Origin of the sequence: Rhizobium sp. R693, assembly GCF_002211315.1 — a bacterium.
GTDB lineage: Bacteria > Pseudomonadota > Alphaproteobacteria > Rhizobiales > Rhizobiaceae > Rhizobium.
In genome coordinates this window covers 37309-62163 of record NZ_LOKY01000049.1, presented here as the reverse complement: position 1 = coordinate 62163, position 24855 = coordinate 37309, and the positions used below count along the sequence as shown (strand labels likewise).

General features: G+C 60.1%; 27 protein-coding genes and 1 riboswitch. Of the genes, 13 read left to right on the top strand and 14 right to left on the bottom strand.

The genetic code is table 11. The features are described 5' to 3' along the window. Position 1 precedes the first annotated feature (1 nt). From ATY79_RS29330 to ATY79_RS29295, 8 genes are all read right to left on the bottom strand, one after another. Positions 2-976: a phosphate acetyltransferase gene (locus tag ATY79_RS29330; protein WP_280950703.1), complete on the bottom strand. Its 975-nt coding sequence runs from the start codon at positions 974-976 to the stop codon at positions 2-4. Between the two features lie 53 nt (positions 977-1029). Beyond that, the gene (locus ATY79_RS29325; protein WP_088705729.1) at positions 1030-3279 is read right to left on the bottom strand and encodes a DUF3141 domain-containing protein; all 2250 of its coding nucleotides are present in this window, start codon (positions 3277-3279) and stop codon (positions 1030-1032) included. Positions 3280-3589: 310 nt separating this feature from the next. Further along, positions 3590-4354 carry an ABC transporter ATP-binding protein gene (locus ATY79_RS29320; protein WP_088695146.1) on the bottom strand — a complete coding sequence of 255 codons (765 nt, stop codon included), beginning with the start codon at positions 4352-4354 and terminating at the stop codon, positions 3590-3592. Beyond that, positions 4351-5391 (bottom strand): iron ABC transporter permease, encoded by a 1041-nt coding sequence (locus tag ATY79_RS29315; protein WP_088705728.1) that lies wholly within the window; start codon positions 5389-5391, stop codon positions 4351-4353. The genes ATY79_RS29320 and ATY79_RS29315 overlap by 4 nt, the downstream gene beginning before the upstream one ends. Next, positions 5388-6404 (bottom strand): ABC transporter substrate-binding protein, encoded by a 1017-nt coding sequence (locus ATY79_RS29310; RefSeq protein WP_088705727.1) that lies wholly within the window; start codon positions 6402-6404, stop codon positions 5388-5390. The genes ATY79_RS29315 and ATY79_RS29310 overlap by 4 nt, the downstream gene beginning before the upstream one ends. 176 nt (positions 6405-6580) lie before the next feature. Continuing rightward, a riboswitch (cobalamin riboswitch) is annotated at positions 6581-6805 on the bottom strand. A 21-nt stretch (positions 6806-6826) separates the two neighbouring features. Continuing rightward, the gene (locus ATY79_RS29305; protein ID WP_088695148.1) at positions 6827-7174 is read right to left on the bottom strand and encodes a hypothetical protein; all 348 of its coding nucleotides are present in this window, start codon (positions 7172-7174) and stop codon (positions 6827-6829) included. Positions 7175-7401: 227 nt separating this feature from the next. Beyond that, positions 7402-7884, bottom strand: coding sequence for a peptide-methionine (R)-S-oxide reductase MsrB (gene msrB, locus ATY79_RS29300; protein ID WP_088695149.1), 483 nt, complete (start codon positions 7882-7884; stop codon positions 7402-7404). Positions 7885-8138: 254 nt separating this feature from the next. Then, positions 8139-8534 carry an organic hydroperoxide resistance protein gene (locus ATY79_RS29295; protein ID WP_088695150.1) on the bottom strand — a complete coding sequence of 132 codons (396 nt, stop codon included), beginning with the start codon at positions 8532-8534 and terminating at the stop codon, positions 8139-8141. Between the two features lie 153 nt (positions 8535-8687). Between ATY79_RS29295 and ATY79_RS29290 the strand changes: the two genes are divergently transcribed. After that, entirely contained in the window at positions 8688-9194 is a 507-nt protein-coding gene (locus tag ATY79_RS29290) for a MarR family transcriptional regulator (protein ID WP_088695151.1), read from the top strand. A 168-nt stretch (positions 9195-9362) separates the two neighbouring features. Here ATY79_RS29290 and ATY79_RS29285 read toward each other — a convergent pair whose 3' ends face one another. Then, on the bottom strand, positions 9363-10400 hold the full coding sequence (locus tag ATY79_RS29285; protein WP_088695203.1) for a DUF3095 family protein: 1038 nt from the start codon (positions 10398-10400) through the stop codon (positions 9363-9365). 999 nt (positions 10401-11399) lie between these two features. Here ATY79_RS29285 and rpsU point away from each other — a divergent pair. The 3 genes from rpsU to ATY79_RS29265 all read left to right on the top strand — a co-directional run bounded on the left by rpsU (position 11400) and on the right by ATY79_RS29265 (position 12272). Continuing rightward, positions 11400-11636, top strand: coding sequence for a 30S ribosomal protein S21 (rpsU, locus tag ATY79_RS29275; RefSeq protein ID WP_088695153.1), 237 nt, complete (start codon positions 11400-11402; stop codon positions 11634-11636). A 64-nt stretch (positions 11637-11700) separates the two neighbouring features. Beyond that, on the top strand, positions 11701-11895 hold the full coding sequence (locus ATY79_RS29270) for a hypothetical protein (protein ID WP_088695154.1): 195 nt from the start codon (positions 11701-11703) through the stop codon (positions 11893-11895). Positions 11896-12014: 119 nt separating this feature from the next. Then, positions 12015-12272: a DUF982 domain-containing protein gene (locus tag ATY79_RS29265; RefSeq protein ID WP_088695155.1), complete on the top strand. Its 258-nt coding sequence runs from the start codon at positions 12015-12017 to the stop codon at positions 12270-12272. A 130-nt stretch (positions 12273-12402) separates the two neighbouring features. On the opposite strand, the gene ATY79_RS29260 is transcribed toward ATY79_RS29265, so the two are convergent. Then, positions 12403-12702, bottom strand: a complete 300-nt coding sequence (locus ATY79_RS29260) for a DUF2934 domain-containing protein (RefSeq protein WP_088695156.1) — start codon at positions 12700-12702, stop codon at positions 12403-12405. Between the two features lie 183 nt (positions 12703-12885). Between ATY79_RS29260 and ATY79_RS29255 the strand changes: the two genes are divergently transcribed. Next, positions 12886-13146, top strand: coding sequence for a YMGG-like glycine zipper-containing protein (locus ATY79_RS29255; protein ID WP_088695157.1), 261 nt, complete (start codon positions 12886-12888; stop codon positions 13144-13146). A 218-nt stretch (positions 13147-13364) separates the two neighbouring features. Here the strand turns inward: ATY79_RS29255 and ATY79_RS29250 are convergent, their stop codons facing one another. Continuing rightward, positions 13365-14120 (bottom strand): adenylate/guanylate cyclase domain-containing protein, encoded by a 756-nt coding sequence (locus ATY79_RS29250; protein ID WP_088695158.1) that lies wholly within the window; start codon positions 14118-14120, stop codon positions 13365-13367. An 88-nt stretch (positions 14121-14208) separates the two neighbouring features. Then, on the bottom strand, positions 14209-14925 hold the full coding sequence (locus ATY79_RS29245; protein ID WP_088695159.1) for a 3-keto-5-aminohexanoate cleavage protein: 717 nt from the start codon (positions 14923-14925) through the stop codon (positions 14209-14211). A gap of 299 nt (positions 14926-15224) precedes the next feature. On the opposite strand from ATY79_RS29245, the gene ATY79_RS29240 reads away from it, so the two are divergent. From ATY79_RS29240 to ATY79_RS29225, 4 genes are read left to right on the top strand one after another with little or no spacing between them, the layout of a single operon-like run. After that, a complete protein-coding gene (locus ATY79_RS29240; protein WP_088705726.1) occupies positions 15225-15845 on the top strand; it encodes a TetR/AcrR family transcriptional regulator in 621 nt (206 codons plus the stop codon). After that, the gene (locus ATY79_RS29235; protein WP_088695161.1) at positions 15842-16807 is read left to right on the top strand and encodes an HlyD family efflux transporter periplasmic adaptor subunit; all 966 of its coding nucleotides are present in this window, start codon (positions 15842-15844) and stop codon (positions 16805-16807) included. Before ATY79_RS29240 ends, ATY79_RS29235 begins: the two co-directional genes overlap by 4 nt. Continuing rightward, a complete protein-coding gene (locus ATY79_RS29230; protein ID WP_088695162.1) occupies positions 16804-17754 on the top strand; it encodes an ABC transporter ATP-binding protein in 951 nt (316 codons plus the stop codon). The genes ATY79_RS29235 and ATY79_RS29230 overlap by 4 nt, the downstream gene beginning before the upstream one ends. Further along, positions 17751-18911: an ABC transporter permease gene (locus ATY79_RS29225; protein ID WP_088705725.1), complete on the top strand. Its 1161-nt coding sequence runs from the start codon at positions 17751-17753 to the stop codon at positions 18909-18911. Before ATY79_RS29230 ends, ATY79_RS29225 begins: the two co-directional genes overlap by 4 nt. A gap of 41 nt (positions 18912-18952) precedes the next feature. On the opposite strand, the gene ATY79_RS29220 is transcribed toward ATY79_RS29225, so the two are convergent. Together ATY79_RS29220 and ATY79_RS29215 are read right to left on the bottom strand one after the other, a co-directional pair. Continuing rightward, the gene (locus ATY79_RS29220; RefSeq protein WP_088695164.1) at positions 18953-19597 is read right to left on the bottom strand and encodes a PQQ-binding-like beta-propeller repeat protein; all 645 of its coding nucleotides are present in this window, start codon (positions 19595-19597) and stop codon (positions 18953-18955) included. A gap of 9 nt (positions 19598-19606) precedes the next feature. Further along, positions 19607-20827 (bottom strand): helix-turn-helix domain-containing protein, encoded by a 1221-nt coding sequence (locus tag ATY79_RS29215; protein WP_088705724.1) that lies wholly within the window; start codon positions 20825-20827, stop codon positions 19607-19609. 121 nt (positions 20828-20948) lie between these two features. Here ATY79_RS29215 and ATY79_RS29210 point away from each other — a divergent pair, with 121 nt between their 5' ends. From ATY79_RS29210 to ATY79_RS29195, 4 genes are all read left to right on the top strand, one after another. Then, on the top strand, positions 20949-21746 hold the full coding sequence (locus ATY79_RS29210; RefSeq protein ID WP_088705723.1) for a thioredoxin family protein: 798 nt from the start codon (positions 20949-20951) through the stop codon (positions 21744-21746). 5 nt (positions 21747-21751) lie between these two features. Beyond that, positions 21752-22033: a hypothetical protein gene (locus ATY79_RS29205; protein WP_088695167.1), complete on the top strand. Its 282-nt coding sequence runs from the start codon at positions 21752-21754 to the stop codon at positions 22031-22033. Between the two features lie 176 nt (positions 22034-22209). Continuing rightward, on the top strand, positions 22210-23088 hold the full coding sequence (locus ATY79_RS29200; RefSeq protein ID WP_088695168.1) for an aldo/keto reductase: 879 nt from the start codon (positions 22210-22212) through the stop codon (positions 23086-23088). A 232-nt stretch (positions 23089-23320) separates the two neighbouring features. After that, positions 23321-24778, top strand: a complete 1458-nt coding sequence (locus tag ATY79_RS29195) for a CHAD domain-containing protein (protein WP_088695169.1) — start codon at positions 23321-23323, stop codon at positions 24776-24778. Positions 24779-24855: the final 77 nt, after the last annotated feature.

The window sequence follows — 24855 nt, the reverse complement described above, 5'->3', positions numbered from 1 at the left end:
TTCAACCGCCCTGTATCGGCGCGGTGCGACGACGCGCATCGGCAAGCAAGACTGCGACGGCGCAGGAGGCAAGACGCGCCCGGACCGAATCCGCGCGGGATGTCAGGATGATGGGCACGCGCGCGCCGAGAACGATGCCTGCCGCATCCGCCCGTGCCAGGAAAGTCAAGTTCTTCGCCAGCATGTTGCCGGCCTCGAGATTGGGCACGACCAGGATCTGGGCATGTCCGGCAACCGGCGACTGTATGCCCTTTATCCTTGCCGCTTCCGGGTCGATCGCATTGTCGAAAGCAAGTGGACCGTCGAGAATGCCACCCGTGATCTGCCCGCGCTCGGCCATCTTGCAGAGAGCGGCTGCGTCGATGGTCGAGGGTATCTTCGACGTGACGGTTTCGACAGCCGAAAGGATCGCCACCCGCGGTACGCCGAGGCCGACCTGCGTGAAGAGATCGATCGCATTCTGGATGATATCCCGCTTGGCATCGAGATCCGGCGCAATATTGATTGCGGCATCGGTGATCAATAGCGTTTCCGCATAGTGCGGGACATCCATGACGAACACGTGGCTGATCCGGCGCGCCGTCCTAAGTCCGGTGGTGGACGAGGTCACGGCCCGCATGAGTTCATCCGTGTGCAGGCTCCCCTTCATCAGGAGGTCGGCACCGCCCTCCCGGATGATCTCTACTGCCCTGGCCGCCGCTGCATCGCTATGTGGCACGTCGACCAGTTCGAACGGCGAGATATCGAGGTTGTGTGACTGGGCGACCGCGCGCACCTTCTCTGCTGGCCCGACAAGAATCGGACGCATCAACCCGACCTCGGCCGCCTCGACCGCTCCACGCAGCGATGTCTCGTCGCAGGGATGGGCGACGACCGTTCGCATCTGCGGGACCTGCTTTGCCTTTGCGATCAGCCGCTCATACTTCTGATGACGACCAGCTTCTTCATCAATGCTGTCCAAATCCGACATCTGCACATGCTCCGTGTTGAAGGACGAGGGCAAATCCCCGACGTTTGCGCAACCTTTGGCTAGTTTGCACGCCTCACGGCCTTGACTGGCGTTGGTTTCTTCGGCGGCGAAGCAGGTTCGGCAAGCGGCTCCGACAAAAGATCAAAGAGCCCGACGATCCGCTGCCAACGCCGCTCGGCTTCTTCGGAAAGCGGCCCACGCGCATTCAAAACCTGCTGGAGGGAAGAAAGCGCTTCCCGGCGAACATCCTCCTCTGCCGGCAATAGACGGGGAATTGCATTCACGGCAGCTTCCTCGTCGATCAGCAGCATGAGGAACTGATCACGGATCAACGCCTTGAACTCCGAAAGCGTCATTGCAGGCATTCCGTTCTCGGCGCTCCGCATCCGCCGGATCGCGGCAAATCCACGCTCATCGGCTGCGCCACTTGCCATGGCGACGTAAAGCAGGCTGCGCGCTAGGCCTTCGCGAAGCCCGCCATTGCCGATCTGCGCCTTGAGTTCCTCCACCTTCGTCCTGAGGACCTGACGATGGAGTCCGGTCTTGCTGGCACGCCGGTGTGGCTTCGTATCCGACGGGTCGATACCGACCGCCGCCTGCAAAAGCGGAGAACCATAGACGGAGAGGAACGTCGCCTCACTCAACGCCTCCATTCCTTCGCGCCATGCATCCAGCCCCGCAACAATCTGCCGGGAGAATGCCTGCTCCAACGCCAGGAAGGGATTGTCCGCAGCAACCGGGCGCCGCTCGTCGGTCACATCGACAGCAAGGTCTGCAATCGGCGCCATCAGGGGATTGACGTCAGAAAACAGCTCGTACTGCAGCCGGAGCGGATGCGTTTCGCGCAACCGATCGGCCGCCCATTCGGGCATCATCGCACGGACAACAGGCTGGAGGAACGTCCGATAGAGCGAGAGGTTGATTTCCGACACCTTGGCGACAGTCGCAAAGCGGCGGTCGTCCTCGGCGCTATTGCAGCCGAGCGCTCTGATATCATCGAGCGTCCTTGCCTCGCAGCGCATGATCCAATCGCCCTCGACGAGATCCCCGCCGATGGTCTCATCGGTCTTAGCTTCGAAAATCGCTTCATAGAGGCCTGGCGGCAACGCATCGATCAGGTCGATGTTGCTGGAGAATTCCCCGTGCTCCTTGCGGGCAACGCTCGCGGACACGAAGATCCCGAGATGGCCGATGGTTTCGTGAACGGTGTAAACGATCGTCTGCCCGTGCGATCGTATCTCGTTTACGTCATCATAGAGATCCAGGATCCACCCGAGCGCTTGTGCGGGGGGCGTGATGTTATCCCCCTTGGAGCAGAAGACCACGATCGGCGCACGAATGTTGCGAAGATCGATTGCCTCGCCGTTGGATGCCTCGATACGACCTGCCGCGAGATTGTTGCCAACGAAGAGTTCATCGACGATGAACTGGATCTCTTCGGCATTCAGGTTGACGTGTCCGCCCCACCATTCCTCGAAGCCGAGGTAGCGCGGCGCTTCGGTGTCGATCTTCGAGTAGAGATTATACTGCTTGGTCCAGAGCGTGTTGGCAGGATTCTGGTTCTCGAAATTCTGAACCAGCCAGGCGCCGTCGAACTGTCCGTGGCCAAGGTCGCTTGTCAACGCGGTGAGCCAGCTGCCACCCAGCAACCCGCCCGTATAGCGCATCGGATACTTGCCGCGCTCACCAGACCAATAGGACAGCGGCGCGCCGGCAATGATAATCGATCCGAAGAGTTCCGGGCGCATGGCAGCGAGCATCATGACGGCCCAGCCCGCCTGGCAATTTCCGATCACGCAGGGCTTGGCGTCGGCCTGCGGATGCAGCGAAATGACTTTCTCCAGAAAGATCGCTTCCGCTCGAGCAATGTCTTCGATCGTCTGTCCCGGCACCGGCTGGGGAAGGAAGCCGATGAAATAGCATGGATGCCCAGCTCTCAGCGCGACGCCGATTTCGCTGTCTGCTTTGAACCCTCCGATGCCCGGCCCATGTCCGGCTCTCGGATCGACGACAACAAACGGTCGGCGTGTCTGGTCAACCTCTATTCCATCAGGCGGGACAATCCGGACCAGCGCGTAGTTGACCGGCCGCTCAAGCGTGCGTCCATCGAGCACAATTTCGGGTGTGAAGCTTAGAACATGCGGCGCTGTCGCTTCGGCATGAGCCCGGTATTGGTTGCCGCGCTTGCGCATGACGTCCCAGAACAGCACGCTGCGCTGAGCGGCATCCAAGGCATAATCGAAAGCAAGACCGGCTGGGCCAAACTGAGCGGCGAAACCGGCCGCCGGAAGATAGGAAGAGTACCGCATGCCAAAGCTCCCTCGTTCACCCTCTCATCGAGGATCAAGTTCCTATGCTCGGGATAGTATTCTCGCTCTGCGTCCACTCTGTGAACGAACAGCTCGCGCTGTCAGACACATGTTTTGTTAGCAGGTGCAGCATAGGCACATCGGGCGGAGCACCCAACGTATTTTACGGTAGCATACGCCGTTCTTGAATGGCGCCCATGTAGGGAAGGCCGGTTTCTCGGCGAGCTCTCTTGGCCCGAAGGCCTGCTCCATCTCGCCCTGACAAGGCTCGATGACCAGCCCAGCCGCGCACCTCTCCTTGAGAAGCCGGTCAGGCGATAATGTATTGAATGTTGCATCGCCCATGAATCGGAGACGTCTCGACATGCGCCTGCACGCCGAACACGTCGCCGATCAGATCCCGCGTCAGAACGTGCTGCGGAGTCCCGATCGCAACGACCGAACCCTGCTGGAGAACAGCCAGTTGATCGCAGAACATAGCGGCTAGGTTGAGATCGTGCAGGGCGATGACACAGGTGACGCCGAGCCTGGAAATCAGGCCCAGGATTTCGAGCTGATGCTGGATGTCGAGGTGGTTCGTCGGTTCATCGAGGAGTAGTTCAGCCGGGCTCTGCGCAAGGGCACGCGCGATATGGACACGCTGGCGCTCGCCGCCGGAGAGCGTCTGCCAAAGTTGCGTCGCTCGGCCTTCCATGCCGACGCGGGACAGCGCCTCATCGACTGCAGCATCGTCCTTTACTCCCAGGGGTGAAAGGACGCCGCGATGTGGCGTGCGACCGAGGCGTACAACATCCCTTGCCGTCAACTGCGTCTCGGTTGTGGCCTGCTGCTCGACGAAAGCAATGCGGCGCGCGAGATCGCTCCGCGCCAAGGTCGTAACGTCGCTCTCGCCCAGGCGGATAATACCGCTGCGCACCTTGCGCAAACGACAGATCAGCCGCAACAGACTCGACTTGCCGGATCCGTTCGGCCCGAGCAGGCCTAGAACCTTTCCTGTCTGCACCGTCAGGCTGACGCCGTTGACGATCAGCGAGTTGCCTGCTGCAAAGCTTACATCTTCGAGCCTGATGCTCATGCGGTCCTCCGAGCACGATACAGGATGACCGCAAAGGCCGGTGTACCGAACAAGGCCGTGACGACCCCGATCGGCAGGACCTGTTGCGGGATGATGATCCGCGAGATGATGTCGGCACCGATTAGGAAGATCCCGCCGCCGAACATGGTCGCCGGAAGCAGGCGATCATGCCTGGCCCCGACGAGGAACCTCGCGGCATGCGGGATGACCATCCCGACAAAACCGATTGCGCCAACCATGCTGACTACGGTTGCGGTCATCAACGCCGTCGTTCCAAGAAGCACCACCTGCACGCGCCTGACCGCAATGCCCAACGATGCCGCTGCATCCGTTCCGAAGACGAACGCATCCAACGATCGCACATGGAACAGCGAAACGGCGAAACCGAACATCGTCACCGGCACGACCAGATAGACGTCAGGCCAGCGGACGCCGCTCAGCGACCCAAGCAACCAGAACATGACGCCCCTTGCCTGCTCGGCATTTGCCGAAGTCGTGACGATATAGGACGTGACTGCGTTGAAGAGTTGCGACCCGGCGACGCCGCAAAGAATGATGCGCTCGCTGCTACCTCCGGCGCCTGCCGCAAGAAAGGCCACGAGCAGGAATGCGACAACAGCGCCGATGAACGCGCCACCTGACAGGCTCAGAACACCATAGCCGAAGCCGAGCAGCATCACGCAAACCGCGCCGGTCGAGGCTCCTGCGGAAACACCGAGCACATAGGGTTCCGCTAGCGGGTTGCGCAGCAATGCCTGCAGAACTGCCCCGCTGAGCGCGAGGGACGCCCCGGCACTTGCAGCTACCAACGCACGGCTCAATCTATAGTCCCAGATGATGCCTTGATGAATGCGGCTAAGCTCGAAAACCGAACCGAACAGGCGGTTCGACACGGCCTTCGCGGTCGTCGCCAGCGGGATCGATATTTCCCCTATCGAAACAGCAAGACCGATCATCAGCGCGAGCAAGGAGAATGCAGCAATGACGAGCGCAGCATGCGCCCACCATTGCTGCTGCTTGAGAACGGCGCCGCTCACTGCGCCAGACCGAAGGAATTGATGCCCTTCGCCAGTATCTCGATGCCGTCGATCGTCCGGATCGTCGGGTTCATCGATTGGGCATCCATCATGACAAAGCGCTTGTTCCTGACGGCATCGAGTTGGCTCGTGACCGGATCTTTTGCCAGAAAGTCGAGCTTTACCGCAGGGTCATCGGCCGCATACCGTCTCCGATCCATCGTCGCGATAACGATCACAGCCGGATTGGCCTCCGCAATCGTCTCCCAGCCGACGAGCGGCCACTCCTCCTCTGTCGCAACCACATTCTGCGCATCGAGCGTCTTCAGAATATAGGCAGGGGCGCTGTTCTTTCCGGCGATGAATGCATCTCCGTTGACTTCCTTGCTGGAGAACCAGAAGACGACCGGGAGGTTCTTCGCAGCGGCGCCTGCAACCGATGCGACCGCCCGCGCTTCGCGCTGCCTCAGTTCGGCAATGAGCGCATCGCCGCGTTCCTTGATGTCGAAGATTTCGGCAAGTTCAGCGATCTCCCGATAGATCAGGTCCATCGTGAACAGTTCCTTGCGAACGCCGTCGCCGCTGTCGGCATTGATCTTGGCGACGCAATCCGCCGGCGCGATGTAGGTGTTGATGCCGAGTTCGGCAAATTGCTCTCGCTTGCCGACAGACCCCTGTTGGCCGACGTGCCATTCAAACTCGGCGGCAACCAGATCCGGCTCCCGTCCGACGACGGATTCAAAGCTCGGATCGTTGTCGGCAAGCCGTTTGATCCTGGCGTTGACTTCGGCATATTGCGGCAAGACCGGGCCGACCCAAACTGCCGTTCCGGCAATCCTATCCGCCAACCCGAGCGAGAAAAGAACTTCGCTCATCCCCTGACCGATCGATACGATCTTGGCCGGCGCCTTGTCGAAGACGACCTCGCGGCCGCAATTGTTGATGATCAATGGGTACTGGGTGGCGGCGAGACTTGGCGCTGTCAAGCCGGCAAAGCCGAAGGCAAGTGCAATGGCTGCAAGAAATTTACGCATAGGGATCTCGATTGGGAGGAAGGAACCAGCGTTTATTGCCGGCGCAACCGCTAAGAATGACGGCACGCCGCGCTAACGCTAGCGGCGGAAAACCCAATCGAGACGGATGTGTGCTCTATGTCGGTGGAGGCGCAGGTCAATCATGTCTGTTCCTTTCCGGGCATCCCCGCCCGGGTGATTGGATCGTGATTGACGGCAGGTCTCCTGGCTCACGGATATATGCCTTCATCTGCCTTCCCGCGACTTCGTCGCAGTGGCATGGCCCAAGGGCCCTTGGATGAGCGGCAATCCGCTTACAGTTGCGGGGGCAGCCACGGTTTTGGTCCCTCTTGGGTCCTCACCGTGTTCCCTATTAATCCCCTCAGAGTCGTCCTCGGGGAACCGTCGCGCTCAGTTACGCTGGCGAGCGGCGCGACGTCAAGTCAGCGGTTGGTCGGCGCCCGTCCGGGTTGGCTCTGCTGCATATCCTGAAACCCGACTTCAGGACATCCGCGGATGTTGGCGAAGGTGATCTCGCGGCGATCGCCCCATTCGGTCAATCCCCTCAGCGTCAAAACGTTCTCGTCGCGATAGACAAGATCCGTGCGGTAGATGCCGGCGCGGCGGGCCCGGTTCTGCGCCTGACTGACGTTGCAGGTACCTTCCGATGGCGACACATGCCACGTGCTCGTACCACTGCCGTTGGATTGCCAACCGCCTGACTGGCCTAAAGCCGTCGCCGGCAAAAGGACTGCGAAAAACCCCAACGTCATATGGAACGCCGCCTTCATAACCCCTGCCCCGATTGCGCGCGAAGTGTTGCCACAAGCGCCGAGATGATGCGGCCAAAATAGCCGGACCGATGCATAGCGCAATCATCTCCAGCCTAGGCTGCACGCCATTTACAACAAATCGCGAGGAAGTCGCCCATCAGCGTTGATGAACGGTTAAAAGTGCTCTGCTTGCCGGAGCAATCGCCGTCTCGACGCCGACGATTGCGCTCAAGCACGGCACGCATCTATCGTGCTGGCTCTCCTTCTGGACGGCCACGTGCAAGCTTGTCAGGAAGCGGCTGTCCATTCGGGGTGAATTCGAGCGAGCCCGAGTTTATGCAGAAGCGCTCACCTGTAGGAGGTGGGCCGTCAGGAAAGACATGTCCCTGATGCGCGCCGCAACGCGCACAAACGATTTCTGTCCTGAGCATACCGTACCGGGTGTCACGAACGCGCCGCAGGTGGTCGTCGGCTGCCGGGGCAGTGAAGCTCGGCCAGCCTGTACCACTTTCGAATTTCGCAACTGCCTTGAACAGGGGAAGCCCACAGAGCCGGCAGGTATAAAGCCCCTCGCGTCGCTCGTGGAGAAACACACCACAGAACGGCGCCTCCTCACCATGTTCCAAAAGCAGATGCCGATCCTCCTCGCTGAGGTCCGCCACAAGCTGCTGCATCAGTTCCCGAGTGGGAGGGGTGAGATCGAACTGCAATTCGACGATGTCACGCATTCTTGTTCTCCTTCAATCCCGGTGAATTCTCGAAATCTCTTGGCTGGATTACCGTTGCCAAAGACACCGGCAACCGCCGCGGAGCCAAGCAGGCTATGCCATGTGATCGATGATGCTGGAGCTGTCATGACATCCTCCATCTTGAGGTTGCTCGGGATGCGGCCACGATTTTCACTGAAGGCGGCGCGCATCCTGCTTCATGATGGTGTTGGCGATACCTTGGATCGGTTCTCGCAGAGAGCCTTCTCACCTGGTCAAACGAGGGTGAGCGCCACGTCGATGTTGCCCCGCGTTGCCTTGGAGTAAGGGCAGATCTCATGCGCTGCGTGGATGAGTTCCTCCGCGACATCACGCTCGATGCCCGGTACGCTCACGTTCAAGCGTGCGCGCAGGAAGTATGAACCACCGTCGGCGTTCAGATCGATTTCCGTGTCAATCTCAGGCTCAACGGGCAGCTTGATCTTTCTTTGCGCTGCAGCGACCTCAATGGCGCCGATGAAGCAAGCAGACCATGCAGCGCCGAAGAGGCGTTCGGCGGCCGGGTGCGGCTGTGACAACTGAAGGTCAAGCTCGCCATCGCTGCTGCGTGTGAAGCCGTCGCGGCCACCCTTGTTGTGGGTCTTGCCGGTAAAGAGGAGCTTCTCGGTCATGGTACAATCCTTTCTGGTTGCGCTAACTACTCGTATCCGCTTCAATCGGATGCGATCTAATTAGGCCAATGAAAACCCGCTGTCAATACCATTGCGATTTAATCGGATGCGATTTATATAAAAGACATGACGAACAATCGAATAGGATCTCCCATGTCCGCATCCAAAACCGCCAAGAACCCGGAGACAGGGATGCCCTCTTCCGGCGAGAGCGACAGCAAGAGCAACAAGCTTTCGAACTTTCTGTGCTTCGCGGTCTACTCGGCAAATCTGGCCTTTGGCCGCGCATACAAGCCGATCCTGGACAAGCTGAACCTGACCTACACACAATACATCGCAATGGTCGCCCTCTCCGAGAAGGACGACCAGACCGTGGGAACGCTCGGCGAAAAGCTCTTCCTGGAATCAAACACGCTGACGCCGATGCTCAAGAAACTTGAAACCTTGGGCTATATCCAACGCAGACGCGATCCCGCCGACGAGCGGCAGGTGAGATTGAGCCTGACGGCAGCCGGACGCGATCTCGTCGCGGCGGACCCCGGCGCGCCGCTGGTCGAGGCAACCGGCCTCGGCGAGGACTTTCCGGTCGTCCAGAAGTCCGTGGTGCGGCTACGCAACAACCTCCTGAAGGCAACGCAGGACGGATATGCGAAGGATTGAATTCTCTCCGCCGGCGAGCGTCGATGCGTTCGGCGCTCAGGTGATAGATGTTACTAACGAGACTTGAAGGCCGCAGACATTTTTACCATTGGGCGCAGTGGTCACTCAGTTCGCGGCATTGCGCGAGGTTCGGTGGTAGGCACTGCACCCAATCCGGCAGTGGTTATCCTACCGTGATGACGCCATCGAAAGCTCGGCTGCTTCCATCATCTCGGCTGCCTTGGCATACCCACCCCCCATTCCGTCGAGAAAGTGCAGATGAGAATCCGGCTTTCCCGAAGGCACGAAGCAGGTCATGAGGGCGTGAGACTGGCGATGCAGGCCGAAGTTGACCTCGCCTCGCGCCCTTGCTGCAACGAGGATCGCCTCGACCGCTTCGATTTGTTCGCTCGTGCAATCCAGCGTGAGGCGCAGGCCATCGTCATATTTGCGAAAGTCCGAGCTGGAGGCGACGGCCAACCAGCTTTCGAGATCGACTGACCTGGCCCCATCCCTGGGGATGGCAGTATCCCGCGACACGGGTTGAGCTTGCCGCGTCCCGGCGTCCAGAACGGAAAGGACACGCTTCGCCAATGATGCGAAGGCTTCCGGGCTTCTATCTTCGGCCGGCTCGACCAGCAGCGACAGGATCTCACCCCTCTGGCTGGGGAACGGCTCCCAATCGCAGGTCAGGCCGGTCAGATTGGGTTTCGTCGTGTAGCTGCCGGGCTTCACCAGGTATCGACCGTTCTTGATCTGACGCTCCGCCCATTTGAGGCCACCACCGGCAAACATCGCATAGGTCGCGTTTTCAGAGGCAGCATAGTGCGCGATGCGCACGTCACGTCCGTTGGCGCGTATCTCGCCGACACGCACCAAGCCTGCCCGAAGAGCCAGGTTGAGATTGGCACTGGCAAAGGCAACCACCTGCCGCAGCGCCGAAGTCGCGGTCATGATCCCGTCAGGCGGCAGTGCAAACGCGGCCCCGTCGCCGCGAAACACAAAGGGAAAATCAAAGTTGCCCCAGGCGTTTCCGACGGCGGCGATCACCGATGCACCAGCATAATTGACGTCTTCGTAGCGCCCCGACTTGATCGCCAATGTTGAGTCGACCACATCGGTCATCCCGATCAGCCAATCGTCGGGCAACGCCCCATAGACGGATGGGTCAAGCACCCGCGAAAACTCGCTGTAGGCCTCGGCAACGCTTGGACGATCACTAGCCATCGAGCGTTCGTCGACGTTCGTGGCAGCGACGGCCGATTGGGCTGAGTGCATGGACCTGTTCCCGTGCCACATGGCGAAATCCTTTCCGCTTAATTTATATCGCGTCCGAATACATCGGATGCGCCTTAAATACGTGAACCAAATCTCGACGTCAACATATCTGCGATTTAATCGGATGCGATTTTTGTGTTCAAGTGCGAGTGGCGGAAACATTCTTTACTGATCTAAGCGATAGACCGCGTGGGCGCCCCTGGGATGTCCGCGATGAATGTGGACCATCTGCAGCCATGACGGCGGACGGGTGCATCAGACAAAATGGGGTTGCTGGCAGATCGCCGTACCACCGTTCAAATCCGACATTCCCCCGAAAGGCTCATGGCGGTTACACGCGCAACTCGCTGCCGCTTCGAAAGTATATGTGGATTAACGCATGCGATAAATTCCATATCGCTGCACTTCAGGTAGCATGCGCTTGGATGATTACATTTCCTAGTCATCAAGAGGTCACTGCAAAACTCACGTCGTTTGTTTTGCGGTGACCTCGCCAAAAATCCGCGAGCGGCGGATCCAGCCCCCAGCACCTATGACATCAAGCATGTGACCGTTGACGAAACGCGATGCTCCTGGACGGATGACAGGTCCGCGGGACCAAAGCCTTGCAACGGGTCGCTCGCGTTCCCATCTTATGGCGGTCACCCAAAAATACGAACCTGACACGGTCGACGCCTCGCGCGTCGTGTCTTGCCGTTTTTCTCCGGTCTGCGTGATCGAAAACCGGCGCCGTGTCGAGCATGCCGCAAGAGCGGCAAAGGACTTCAACTGAACAAAACCGATATCGCCGCCGCCCCAGCGGCGGGTCCGCGCGAGCGCGACGACGCCGCTCGCCGCCCGGACAAGAACTGGAAACCTTATCCCTGCCTTCTCACGCGCCGTGAACTGCAGGAACTGATCGCTCAGCAACTTGGCTGAGACGCACCCCAACTCTGCAAGGAGAAAAAGATGCAGGTCATCGTCAGAAACAACAACGTCGAACAAGCCATGCGCGCACTGAAAAAGAAGATGCAGCGCGAGGGACTCTTCCGCGAAATGAAGGAACGCCGATCCTACGAAAAACCGTCGGAGCGGCGAGTGCGCGAGCGAGCGCAGGCAATCGCCAGGCAGCGCAAGGCTGCCAGGAAGAAGCTGCAGCGCGAAGGTCTTTTGGCCTCGCCGAGACGGCGCTCCTCCAGCCGATAGGCTCTCAGAGATACTTGCTGTCGGGTGTTCTCGACGGCAGCTCCATCCCGCGAAAGGATCAACTATGGAAGAACTGCACAGCCTGACGGTTTCCGATGAACGGCTAGAGGACTGCCGGGAAGTGATCGAACCTGATCTCCAGGAGCTCATTCGAACAACAATCGCCTCCGGCTTCTCAGCCGAAGAGGTTCTGATTGCGATCAGTGAACTCGTGGCAGAGGACTATGCCGTGTTGGCCAAATACCCGAGCGTCCACTGATGTCCCGAACAGATCGGCGAATGAACATCCCAACCGAGTCATGATCTCATGACAGGTTGATCGTTTTACGCAAACACCTACATCCCGCTTATCGCTCGTTGGCAGAGAGGAGGTTCGTCATGAACACGATCAGCCACGCAACCGAACCAACGTGGGCGGCACCCGTGGCAATCCAGATTGGGACACGACCCTCTGAATATATCCATGGTCCGGCCGAAGCGGTTGAGTATCTGGAGCACAGATGGCCGCTCCAAAGCAGCATGCACGTCGAGGCGGCCAAGCGCCGGTGCGTGGAGGCCATGAACCACCTCGCGCACCTGGAAGCCGCCAGAGATGCCTTTGTCGCAGCTGCTGTGGAAGCCAAAGTGTTGGCCTAATCAGTTCCGAGGCGGAGGCGGCGCGCGATCACCTCCGTCTTCGCCGTCCGCCCATTGCTGACGGTCCCAACCGCCATGTCCGAATAAATGGACACGCCGCGTGGACCACGTTGGCTCAAAGCCGATAAATCTAATGCGTCGTGACGGACTTGGGTGAGCGTGAGCGACGAGGTTTGCTTGCGGGAGACGCGGCTATTGCAATCTCGGCCGCTTTCGTCTTCTTCGCGGCAGGCTTTTCACCCGCGGACTTCGTTGCGGTTTTCGGTTTCGCGGATTTCACCTTGACGGTCGGCTTCTTCGCCGCATCGACGCGCTCGCCAAACTCTTTGAACGCCTGCAGCCAATGCTTCATATCCTGACCGTGAGGGCGTCCCTCCTGCTCCCAGATCTCATAGGCACGACGGCGAATGTTCTCTTCATGCTCATTCATGACGGACCCTGCTCCTGTTGAAACCAGTCTTAATTGGCGCAAGCGATCCAATAGGCAATGGAGACACCAGCATCGGTTGATCGAAAGAAGCCGGCAATAGCAGCGAACGCAACGTAGCGATTGTCTTTTCCGAAATGCCTCTATCTACCGTCGCGCGAACAAACTCAGCAGGAAGGAAACAAAATGAAACGCGTATCGATTTTGCTGCTTCTGGCAGGAGCCATGATGGCCGGATGCACGCCGACCCAGCAAGGGGCGGGAATTGGTGCAGCCTCGGGCGCGGTTATCGGCGGCGTGGCGACCGGCAACGTCCGCGGTGCCGCTGTGGGCGCAGCCATAGGTGGCGCCGCCGGTGCCGTCATCGGCAATGTCGCCGGGCAGCCCGGCCAATGCTACTACCGCGATCGGTACGGCCGGCGATACGTCGCCAACTGCCCACGCTGATTGCGCCGGGGCGCGGCAAGCGCGAGGCTGGCTCAAGTCAAGTGCGGAAGATCGCTACCGCGGCGATAACAAGCTCGGCTTGTTCGCCGCGTTCGCTTCGTTTGGAAGAAACTCCTGCCTTCAGGTGCTCGTGGTTTGGCGCTCCTCATTGATCGAGAGCGGGGCGTCATTGGGCATCGAATTGGCAAGGCTCCATCTGCCGCTGTGCAGTCGAAAAATCAGCTCCGAACCAGCACGCTCGCCTGTACCGGCAGCTCAATACCCTTCAGCGAAAGCGCACGGACATGCGCTGCGGATGTAAGGTGCGCGGCCTGAGCGGCGGACTCCGGCGACATGACGATCTCGCCTGCCCCTGCTTGAGATTCCAGCCTCGACGCAAGATTAACAGCACCGCCAATCGCCGTGAAATCGCTGCGGAAGCTCGAAAACTCACCGATCTCGACCTCGCCGGTGTGAATGCCGACACCGACGCCGAACGTGTGATCACGATCGAGGCTTTCGAACGCAGCTGTGCAATGTTGCTGTATGTCGAGCGCGGCCATAACCGCAGCGGCGGCATGATCCCTTCTCAGGATCGGAAAATTGAAGATCGCCATCAAGCCGTCGCCCATTTGCTTGTTGACGATACCGTCGTGGGCCCAAATCGCTTGCGCACATCGATCGTGAAACAGGCTGACAATCTCACTCAACCTGACCGGCTCGATATGCTCCGAGAGGGCAGTGAACCCTCTGATATCAGCAAACAAGATGGTTGCGGTCGCAGTAACATGGCGCTGTTTCTTGACGTAGCGAAACGACCGCTCGCAAATCGTGCAGATATTGGGGTTCATCTTGCTGCGGGTGACGCCAAACATACGAAACGGCAGTGCAAGCGGGCCGCGGATTGGGATGGGAACGTGCATCTGATCCCAGCACCCCCGGCAGATTTGGGCACCCTTGTGACTGGCCGGATCCGTTGGTTGGGAGGTTGGCATCCGCGACCTCCGACAAAAGGCTGGTTGTTACCCTGATTGAAAACAAACTTCTAATATTTGCCGGCATTTTGCAACTCAGGTGAAGCTTTTAACCACGAAAGATCGCAACCGCGGCAGCGACAAGCTCTGCGTTGTTTGCTGCCACTTCCCCGCTTGGCAAAAGTTTTCCATCCTCGAGACCGACGCGTGTGGAATAGCATCGCTCCTTCGCCAGCCGGACGAACGGCCACACCGTGGCGTCGAAACCATGCAAAAGGATGGGTCGGCGCACATTGGCTCGCTGCAGCCTGGCGATTATCTCCTCGCCGACATCGATTGCGGCTTGCAAGTCCGCCTCGTTATCGAGCTCAACGAGGATGCGGAAAACGTGCTCATGCCCCTCCAGACCGATGTATCGTTCGGCATCCGCAACCGATGCTAGGCCGGCTTCGATCCCAATCCCTTTTTGACGCAGCAATGCCATGATGGACGGCGCGTCGCTCTCCGAGAGGTTCACCGACGCATAGTCCGGCAGGACACTCCAGCGACGAATGGCCTCCAGAGTTCGCCGGTCGTCGTCTTCAATCCAGGCGCCGGTGGACACGCCGAGAAGCGAGCCAGGACAGGCACGCCGAACCGCATCGATGGTGTCATCGACCGCCGCGAGGCTCTCCCTCCCGTCAATCCCCCGCGGATGAATGTGGAGTTCGGCAGCACCTGCGGCCACCGCCCTAGCTGCGTCCCTTGCCATCGCCTCAGGTGTCAGAGGCAATTTTGGATGGTAGTCGATCGGCCGCGCGCCATTGATGCAAGCTTGAATGATCATGGAAAATCCACGCTGCTTTCATCTTACCTGACGCACTTGACGCCTCGGAACGCAAAAAGGCAACACACCGTTTTATCTGCCCATTTCGTGGAGAAGCGCTACTCGGGGCGATACTAAAACGCGATCCAGTGCGGATCAGCGTTGATCAACAGCATCCTTGCACCCGAAACCGATTATCTCGGCCGCCTGAATCTCCAACCGCGTGGGCTCGGGAACACTGGCGTGTTCAATATTCTCTTGCAAAAAAGCACGCATAATGATAATGACTGTCCAGTCAGTCATAATAGAAAACAGAAACGATGCCAGAGAAAAAGCGAGAAAGACGGGATCCGGAGCAGCGTCGGGCCGAGATTTTGGCCGCCGCCTTCGCCTGCTTCGCGGAACGCGGTTTCGCCGCGACCCGCATGGAGGATGTCGCGGCCCGCGCCGGCATCGCCAAAGGCACGGTTTATCTGCATTTCCCCGACAAGGAGCGGCTCTTCATCGAGCTTGTGTCTGGCATCGCGACGCCTCTCCTCGGTGAAGTCGGCGGCATGGTCCAGAACGAGGCCATCCCGGCGCGTGCCGCTGTGTCAATGTTCTATGGGCTCTTCAAGCACCAGGTTCTGGAGACGGAGCGCCGGCATCTGCTGCGGCTGATCCTCGCCGAGGGTCCGATGTTCCCCGTTGTGACCGAATTCTATTACCGCGAGATCATCACCAAAGGCCTCGCGATCATACGCGTCCTGCTTGCCCGCGCCGCAGCGCGCGGTGAACTGCGCAATCTCGCTGTCGCTGATGTCCCGCAACTGGTTATGGCGCCGGCAGTGATGTCGATCATTTGGGCGACGCTTTTCGAAGGCTACGAGCACCTCGATACGCAGAAACTCTTCGACACGTTCCTTGACACGCTCTTCGTGCCGGAAGGAGGCACGATATGAAACGGATCCTCATCGTCGTCATCGTGGCCGCCGTGGCGCTCGCCACCCTGCCCCTCCTTTTCTCCGACAGATCCCAGCGCGCCTACCAGGGGTGGATCGAGGCCGACACGCTGTTCATCGGCGCTGACACGAGCGGCCGCGTGGTCAAGCTCGATGTAGCCGAGGGCCAGGCAATTGCGCCCGGTGCGCCGCTCTTCAGCCTGGATTCTCAGAGCGAGGAGGCCGCCGTCGGCGCCGCACGCGCTTCACTGGCCCGCCTGCAGGCCGAACTGGAGCTCGCCGAAGCCAAGCAAAAGCGGCCGGAAGAGATCGACATGCTGCGCGCCAGCGAACGTGAGGCGATCGCCCGGCTGGAGCTGGCATCGCAAGACCTCGACCGCACCCGTGTGCTCGTCGAGCGCGGCACTGCGACGAAGGCGACCCTCGATACGGCGACGGCCACGGAAGCCGCCAACCGCGCCGTCCTCGACAATGTCCGCAGCCAGATCACGCTTGCCAATCTGCCGGCCCGCGTTGAAATGCTGCGCCAATCGAGGGAAGCCGTCGCCGCGGCGAAGGCCGATCTAGCCTCGGCGGAAGCTGCGCTCGCGCGCCGCTTCGTGTCGGCTCCGGCAACGGGCAGCATTGAAACGATCTACTACCGCACCGGCGAGGTCGTCCCTGCCGGCCGACCGATTGTCGCGCTCTTGCCGCCAGAAAACGTCCGCATCCGCTTCTTCGTGCCCGAGACCGAGATCGCGTTGTTCTCGCTGGGTCAATCGATCCGCGTCGCTTGTAATGCCTGCCAGCCCACCGATGCAAAGATCAGCTTCATCGCAAAGACCGCCGAATATACACCCCCGGTCATCTACAGCCTCGAGGAGCGCGCCAAACTCGTCTACCGCGTCGAGGCGATCCCCACCGATCCGAACGCGCTGCGCCCTGGCCAGCCGGTGCATGTCAGCGCGGGAGCCAGTCCATGAGCGACACGGCAACGGTGGTCGACACTCCTGAAACGGTGATCGACGTCCATCACCTCACCAAAAGTTTCGGAAGCCGAAAGGTGGTCGACGATCTGTCCATGTCCGTGAAGAAAGGCCGCATTCACGGCTTTCTCGGTCCGAACGGCTCCGGCAAGACGACGACGATCCGCATGCTCTGCGGCCTGCTGACACCGGACAGTGGCGACGGCACATGCCTGGGTTTCGACATTCTGACCGAAAGCGATCGCATCCGCCGCCGCGTCGGCTACATGACGCAGAAGTTTTCGCTCTATCAGGATCTGTCAATCCGGGAGAATCTTGAGTTCGTCGCCCGCGTCTACGGCTTGGCGGATGCTCGCGGCAAAGCAAGCGCCGCGATTGAGCGTCTTGGCCTGAAAGGGCGCGAAGGGCAGCTTGCCGGAGAACTCTCGGGCGGCTGGAAGCAGCGCCTCGCGCTCGGCGCCTGCATCCTACCCGACCCCGCTCTGCTTCTCCTCGACGAGCCCACAGCCGGTGTCGATCCAAAGGCCCGCCGGGATTTCTGGAACGAGATACACGCGCTCGCCGCCGACGGTCTCTCGGTGCTGGTTTCCACCCACTACATGGACGAGGCAGAGCGCTGCCATGAGATCGCCTATATCGCCTACGGCAAACTGCTGGCGCAGGGAACGGTGGACGAGGTAATCGCGAGCACCGGTCTCGTGACTTGGACCGCCTCCGGGTCGGGCGTGCAACGTCTCCAAGCCGAGCTCGAGAACCAGCCGGGTGTCGACATGGTCGCGCCCTTCGGGACCAGCCTGCATGTTGCCGGCCGCGACCCCAAGGCGCTTGAAAAAGCGATCGCGCCATACCGAGAACGGTCCGATCTCAAGTGGCAAGAGGGCGAAGCGACGCTGGAGGATGCCTTCATCGATCTGATGCGCCGCTCGGAGGACAATTTCCAATGACGACGACAACGGCGAACGGCAATCACAACGGCAACGGGATCTCATTCGGGCGCTTCTGGGCGATGACCATCAAAGAATTCATCCAGATGACCCGTGACCGCATAACGCTGGCGACGATGGTCGCCTTGCCGATCATGCAGTTGTTCCTTTTCGGATTTGCAATCAACACGACGCCGCACAATCTGCCGACCGCAGTGCTGATGCGCGAGAACACCGACGTCGGCCGGTCGATACTGGCGGCGCTGGAGAATACCGATTTCTTCCAGATCCGTTATGTCGTCACCCGAGCCGAAGACATGGATTCGCTTCTGGAATCCGGCAAGGCCCTGTTCGTCGTGGAGATCCCCAACGGCTTCGAGCGCTCGCTTCGGCGCGGCGATACGCCATCGCTGCTGGTCGCTGCCGATGCCACCGATCCGGTCGCGTCGAACTCGGCGCTGGGTGCGCTTTCCGGCATCGTGACGTCGGCGCTCGCCAACGACAGGCAGGTCGAGTTCGCCGAACCAACCAAGCCCGCCTTCTCCATCGTCCAGCACCGCCGTTACAATCCGGCCGGTTCATCGACGCTGAACATCGTACCCGGACTGCTCGGCACGATCCTGACGATGACGCTGCTGATCTTCACGGCCCTCTCCGTCACCCGGGAGATCGAGCGCGGCACAATGGAGAATCTGCTCTCCATGCCAATCAAGCCGCTGGAAATCATGCTGGGCAAGATTGCGCCCTATGTGCTGATCGGCCTCGTCCAGTCGCTGCTTATTATTGCCGCCGGCCTGCTTGTCTTCGGCATTCCAATCCTCGGCAACCCGGCTTCGCTCGCGGCTGCGACCACGCTCTTTGTCATCACCAATCTGTCGATCGGCTACACCTTCTCGACGATCGCTGCCAATCAGTTGCAGGCCATGCAGATGGCGATGATGTTCTTCCTGCCGAACATCCTGCTGTCGGGTTTCATGTTTCCGTTCGCCGGCATGCCGAAATGGGCGCAATGGATCGGCGAGGCCCTGCCGCTGACCCATTATATCCGGATTGTCAGGGCGATCATGCTGAAGGGCGCCAGTATCGAGATCCTTGCCTACGACACGATCGCCCTCGCCTGCCTGATGGCAGTCGCCATGCTGATTGCTGTCCGCCGCTTCCGCAGGACATTGGATTAGACGGTTTCAGCGAAATTTCACCGGCGCCGGACAAGGAGAGATCAGCACCGGCTGGCGCTGGGCCGGCGGATGGCACGGACCTTGCCACTGTTGCCACCGCCACAATACAGCCGATCCGCGCCATCGGACTCAAGTCCCGATACGCCTATGCCCGCCGGCATGTCGATGCGTTCCAGCACCCGTCCGGATTCGGGGTCAATGCGTCGGACATCGCTCTCATCGCTTTCCCAGGTAGCGTGCCAGAGCTCGCCATCGACCCAGGTCACCCCGGTAACGAAACGGTTGGACTCGATGCTGCGAAGAAGCGTGCCGGTCTCCGGATCGATCTGATGGATCTTCCGGCCACGATACTCTCCCACCCAAAGCGTCCCCTCCGCCCAGGCGAGCCCGGAATCGCCGCCATTGCCGGGAGCCGGGATCGTCGAGAGCACCTCGCCGGTCTTCGGATCGATCTTCTGGATCCGGTCCTCGGCAATCTGGAAAAGATAGCGCCCATCAAAAGCGGTTCCGGCATGCGCCGCAACGGCGATTGTATGCTCGACCTCACCAACATCGGGATCGAGGGCATTAAGCCTGTCGCCGGATGCGAACCAGACATGCTGGCCGTCATAGGTGACGCCGCCCACCTGGTTCACATCCGGAAAGGGGCCATATTCACGAAGGATTTCAGCTTTTGAGTGTTTCATGGGCCAATCCTAGTCATTGGGCAAAGGACCTGGGAGTAACAAAGTTGACGGGAACCCGGGCAACGAAGGGATCGTCCACCGGCGCGCGGGCCCGCGCCCGAAGGAGTGCACTTTGCCTGTTTCCGCTAGTGCATCAAGCGCCCGCTGCACAGTACGCGGGCTCGCTCCGATCGCAATTGCCAGTGCCGAACTCGACCAAGCCTCCCCATCGGCCAGAAATGCGAGGATCTCACCATTCTGCTCCTCGACGGGCGGAGCCAGGATGACCACCTCGCTGGCGCGACGCGGCGCCAGCACAAAGCCGTCCTTGGTTGCCTTGATATCCGCTATGCGGTGAAGCTCACCGCGCAGACGCCCGACTTCAACACGCAGCCGGGTGCGGTGCGATTCATCGGCATCCTTCGCGCCAAACGCTCGGGCAACGAGGATGTTCCGCGATACGTCTACTGGCCAGTTCTCCGCAAGCGCACGAGCCAGCGCGAACAAGACCGGACGCGTCGTCAGCGAAACGAGCTCGTCGCCATTTCGCACGACATAACGGCATGCATCGACGACCAGCGCCCCTGACGTCAACACCGCCTCGACCTCCTCCAGCAGCAGGAATCGCTCGTCACCTTGCCCGATCAGCCTCGCTGCCGGTGTTTTCAGAACGTGGGACACTGCCTCGACTTCCGCGTCGAGGGCCGGAAAACCGGCCTCGCGCGCAGCATTTTCCGCACGACGCAGGGCCGCGCGTGCCGCACTCGTGCGAAGACGACGAATGGCAATCCCGCCAACGACCAGTTCGTGGGCAGTCCGCAACGGAGGCGGAAGCGGCGCCGGATCGACACCCGCGAGCAGGCGTTCAGCCTCGTCGAGATGGCCTATGAGCAACAACCGCCGGGCCTCGAGATGCCGCGCATGGGCAGCGTTCAAGCGGTCATCATGCGCCTCCAGCACTTCCCGCGCGGCGGTAAGTGTCTTGGCCGGCCAGGTCAGATCACGCGAGACGAGCGCGATTTCCGCCTCGGCAACGAGGCAGCGCGCTCGTGCAACGGGTTCCCTTGCTCCGAACGCACGGGCAGCCATCTTCAGCAGAGCCTTTGCCCGGACGAGATCGCCAAGCTGCGCCATCACGATGCCGCGAAGCGCAAGGGCGGGCGCATCGTTGCGCAGCGCTACCCTCTTCAAGGCGCCGAGAAGATCACCGGTCGCAAGCAGCCTCGCCGCGGCGATGATCATCGAGTCCATCGAAATCCCGTCAAACTTGTAACTCCCACCCTCGCCCGCTCCGGCCCTAGTCTGCTCACGACCACCAAGCAGCCGCAACTGGCGGCATGCTACGTCAACAGACATCAAGAGGAGAAGTATGATGACGATGCATATTACAGGCACACGCGAAGAATGGCTTGCGGCACGGCTCGAACTGCTCGCCGAAGAAAAGGAACTAACGCGGCGCAGCGATATGCTGGCGCAACGCCGACAGGAACTGCCCTGGGTACGGATCGACAAGGACTACCGGTTCGAGACTGACAGCGGCAGCGCTTCGCTGGCCGACCTCTTCAAGGGCCGTTCGCAACTGCTCATCTACCACTTCATGTTCGGCCCTGACTATACTGCCGGATGCCCCTCCTGCTCGTCGATCGCGGACGGCTTCAACGGCGTTGTCGTCCATCTCGAAAACCATGACGTCGCCTTCACCGCCGTTTCCCGCGCGCCGCTTCCCAAGCTGCAGGCCTTCAAGGAGCGGATGGGATGGACCTTCGATTGGGCCTCCTCCTTCGGTAGCGATTTCAACCTCGACTTCAGCGTCTTGTTCAGCGAGCAGCAACAGCGCGAGGGCGGGATAGAGTACAATTATCGCCATGAACCGCCGCTGGCGGGGCCGCCGAGAGGCCAGACCGTTCAGGAATGGAACCTGAAAGGCAGCGACAGCCCGATCGCCCAGATCGCGGCGTCCACCGGAACCGACATCGCTACCTACACACGCGACCGGCCGGGTCTCAGCGCCTTCGTACTCGAGGATGGCGTGGTCTACCACACCTATTCGAGCTATGCCCGCGGCCTGGACGGTATTTGGGGCGTGTATCAATGGCTCGACCGCGCCCCCCTGGGCCGAAACGAACAGGGGATCTGGTGGCGGCGCCACGACGAATATGGCCCGGAATGACACTCATGCTTTCCTCGAACCAGACAGGGCGTAGCGCATTGGCCGACCCGCCAACCGAGAATGCAGTGAGCATCGCCGAGTGGCTATGCCTTGCGGCAGCGCCAACCTTCGCCATCATGGCGATCGTCACGATGGCAAGCGGCGGAGCAGATATGATCTGCTCCGCAACGCAGGGCGCATTTCCAATGGATGGCATGACGGCAATGTACCTGCTGATGTGCGCCTTTCACCTGCCGCCGTGGCTGCGGTTGATTTCCGGACGTGCGGTTGGCGCTACTCAGCCATGAAACCCGGACCCCGGAGCCACCGCTGAGCTTCGGGGCCTGGAGCATTTCAGCCACCGTTGGGACGTTTGTCCAGGGCAATGACGGGCTGCACAGAACGACTTGTATTACTCCCTGCCCGCTCCACCTTAAACCCCGAGTAAAGCCACCCAACCAGATAGGCAACCGGGAGAAGGTCAGTGCCAGATAGTTCCACGATCTCAGCAGCTGCATCGGGTCAATTTTCGATCGGCAACATAACCATCAATCGTCTTGGCTTCGGTGCCATGCGTGTTACGGGCCCAGGTATCTGGGGACCGCCTGCGGATAAGGCAGGAGCATTGGCCACCTTGCGCCGCCTGCCCGAGGTTGCCGTCAATTTCATAGATACAGCCGATTCCTACGGCCCCGACGTGTCCGAGGAACTCATCAGCGAAGCGCTGTATCCCTACAAGGGGCTGTTGATTGCGACCAAGGCAGGTCTGACCCGCGAAGGACCGGATATCTGGACGCCGAACGGGCGGCCGGACTATCTACTCGAGCGAGCGAAGGGCAGCCTCAAGAAACTTCGAGTCGAGCGGATCGATCTGTGGCAGTTGCACCGCATAGACACCAAGGTTCCGCGCGACGAGCAATTCGGCGCGGTAAAGATGCTCTTGGACCAGGGCCTCATTGCCCATGCTGGCCTGAGCGAAGTTTCGGTTGAAGACATTAAGGCGGCTCGAAAGGTGTTTCCTGTCGCGACAGTTCAGAACCGCTACAACCTTGTCGATCGAGGCAGCGAGGATGTGCTTGATTACTGCGAGCGCGAGGGCATCGGCTTCATTCCCTGGTACCCACTGGCGGCAGGCGAGTTGGCCCGCCCTGGTTCCATCCTCGACAGGCTGGCAAGGAAATATGAGGCTACGCCGAGTCAGATCGCGCTCGCTTGGGTGCTCAAGCGCAGCCCTGTGATGTTGCCAATTCCCGGAACCTCCAGGGTGAAGCATCTCGAGGAAAACGTAGCGGCGGCAAACATTACCCTCGAGGAAGAGGACTTTGCAGCGCTGGATACGGCGGCTCGCCAAGCTGCCTCCTAACGCCGGTGTAGGTACCACCGTCCATCAGGCGCCCAGCGCGAGATGATCGAAAGGATGTCGCTGCACGTCGGAGGGGCGGCGACCTTCGGCTGCGATGTTTCCTGTGAGTATCCTGCAGTTGCATTGCTGCTGACGTTTTTTTGTCATCAGGTCGTTTTGTCCAGATGGCACCGCTCTATTTCTAGTCACAAGATTGCGTCCCCACCATCATGCGACCGAGCGGAGACCGCCGTTGGCAACCGAAACAGAATTGAAGCTCGAACTGAGCGCCGATGCAGCCGAGACATTGTTGACGTCCAGCTTGCTGGGCGATCCCGTTTCTGTGGATTCCCTGACTTCCATTTACTTTGACACTCCCGACCAACAAGTGCGGCGCGGTGGTTATTCGCTGCGAGTTCGTCAGGTTGGCGAAGCGCATGTCCAAACCGTCAAGGCAACCGGCTCGAACAACGCCATTTTTGCGCGCTCCGAATGGGAGGTCCCGGTAGCAGGCAACACGCCTGTGATTGATTACACGACGCCGCTGAGAGCTGAACTTGATATCGAGGGCAGCGATCTCGTCCGACAGTTCTCCACCTTCGTGAAACGGCATCGGTGGGATGTAGAGGAGGACGGAAGCAAGATTGAAGTTGCCCTGGACACGGGCTTGATTGCCGCCGGCGACCGCCAGATGCAGATAAGAGAACTGGAGCTGGAGCTGAAGGACGGCAAGCCAAGCGCGCTGTTCATCGTCGCCCGCAAGATAGAAGCCCTTGTCCCGATTCGCATTGGTGTCTCGGCAAAAGCCGAGCGAGGATACCGCCTGGTCGGCGAGCAAGCGTCGATGTACAAGGCCGACCCCGTGCATCTTGATCGCGGTCTACGTGTCTCCGCTTCGTTCCAAGTCATCGCCGAAGCGTGTCTTCGGCATTTCCGACTGAACGAATCGATCCTCCTGGACAACGCGAATCCACTCGCACTCCACCAAGCTCGCGTGGCGCTAAGGCGACTGCGGTCTGCCTTCTCGCTCTACAAGGCAATGCTGGTCGATCCTGAATCTGAGCGGCTCAAGGAGGAATTGAGGTGGTTGGCCGGCGTTCTCGGCGCAGCGCGGAACATCGATGTAATGGTCACAAGGGTCGGAAACGGCGAGATCAAAAGCCGTCTGCTTGAAGCGCGCGACAGCGCCTATGAAGAGGTGTTGAACGCGCTATACGGTTCGCGTGCCAAAGCCCTTATGCTCGACCTCAACGAATGGCTCCACTGCGGAGCGTATCTCACGCTGGCGGAAACCGCAGAGGTCCGCGACGGGCCGATCGTCGACTTCGCAATCGAGGCTCTCGACCGCCAACGCAAGAAGTTGAAAAAACGGGGCAGGTCTCTTGTCGAAGCTGACAACGAACACCGGCACGAGGCGCGCAAGGCCGCGAAGAAGCTCAGATACGCAAGCGAATTCTTGACCTCCTTGTTCAGCAGCAAACAGGCAGAGCGACGGTACGCGAAGTTCATCAAAACGATGGAACAATTGCAGGACGAACTCGGCCTTCTCAACGACATGGCAACCGCACCCACCGTCATTCACAATCTGGAGCTGGATTCGCATCCCGACGCCGAATCCTTGTTGGTTGCCGGCAACAGCGAGAAGCTTGTCAACGCTGCCCAATCGTCTCTGGATGAACTGATGGAGCGAAAAAGGTTCTGGCGGGGATGAAGTAGACTGCCGAAGTCCTGTACCCCTCGAACCTGCCGGAGCGTCTCGGCGCACCACATTCCGAAACCCGCCGACAA